Below are 1,280 nucleotides of genomic sequence, written 5' to 3'. Positions count from 1 at the left end.
GTGCTCTGCCCCCTTTAAACTGGACCAGATTTGGTTAGAGTTTTCCGGTGCATTTTCCCGGCTGGGAAATGAGCGGAAGACGATGAAGGCATCGCAGTTTTCGGACGCCCAGAAGGCGTTCGTCTTGAAGCATGGCGACGAGGGTGTGCCCGTTGCGGAGATTTGCCGCAAAGCGGGGATCAGTCAGGCGACCTACTTCAACTGGAAGAAGAAGTATGCCGGCATGTTGCCGGCGGAGATGAAGAAGCTCAAGCAGCTCGAGGACGAGAATGCGCGTCTGAAGAGGATCGTCGCGGACCTGACCCTTGATCGCGAAATGCTTCAGGATGTTATCCGCCGAAAACTCTAAGGCCTGCTCGGAAACGGGAGATGGTTAGAGGCATGTGCCAGGATTGGGCGATTTCAATCCGGCGTGCCTGTGGGGCTCTGGACTTCGATCGATCGACCTACCACTACACCTCTCGCCGCTCCGATCAGGCCGGTCTCGAACGACGCATCCGCGAGATTTGCGAAACGCGTGTGCGTTATGGCTATCGCCGTGTGCAAGTGCTCCTGGAGCGCGAGGGATGGCGCACGAACATCAAGCGAACCTACCGCATTTACAGGGACTTGGGCTTGCAACTGCGGAACAAGACGCCAAAACGTAGGGTCAAGGCGAAGCTACGGGAGGATCGGCAAAAGGCGAATGATGTCTGGGCGATGGACTTCGTGCATGACCAACTCGCGACCGGCAAGAAACTGCGTGTTCTGACCGTGGTCGATACTTTCTCGCGCTATGTTCCGGTTCTTGATCCGCGACACAGCTATCGCGGTGAAGACGTGGTGCAAACGCTCGAACGGATATGCCGCCAGGTGGGCTATCCGAAGACGATCCGTGTCGACCAGGGAACGGAGTTTGTGTCACGCGATCTCGACCTATGGGCCTATGCCAGGGGCGTAATCCTGGACTTCTCACGTCCGGGCAAGCCCACTGACAATGCCTTCATCGAGGCTTTCAACAGCCGCTTTCGGGCGGAGTGCCTGAACCAACATTGGTTTCTGACCCTTGCGGATGCCCGCGAAAAGATGGAGGATTGGCGTAGGGACTACAACGAGGTTCGGCCACACGGCGCAATCGGCAACAAGGTGCCGATCGCGCTCATGAATTCGGGAGGCTCAACCAGCCCGCCTCCCTGAATGAAAGCCGGAAAACTCCAGCCTCCGCTGGTCCAGAAACCTGGGGCAGTTCAAAAAACGCCCAGGCTCTAATCGCAGCCGGATGAAAATTCAGTGGCAGGTCA

The 1,280-nt window shown here is 57.3% G+C and carries 1 protein-coding gene; it reads left to right on the top strand.

What is annotated here, in order from left to right; all coding sequences use genetic code 11:
* The first annotated feature begins 82 nt into the window (after positions 1–82).
* Positions 83–1,176 (top strand): IS3 family transposase gene (locus FJU08_RS22610; RefSeq protein ID WP_141151299.1). Its coding sequence is split into 2 segments (ribosomal slippage): positions 83–344 and positions 344–1,176, totalling 1,095 coding nucleotides; the frame shifts between segments, so codons are not numbered across the junction.
* Positions 1,177–1,280 lie beyond the last annotated feature (104 nt).

Source organism: Martelella alba (assembly GCF_006516955.1).
Classification (GTDB): domain Bacteria; phylum Pseudomonadota; class Alphaproteobacteria; order Rhizobiales; family Rhizobiaceae; genus Martelella; species Martelella alba.
The sequence above is the reverse complement of the archived record's forward strand: the minus strand, read 5'-3'. Positions and strand labels throughout refer to the sequence as shown.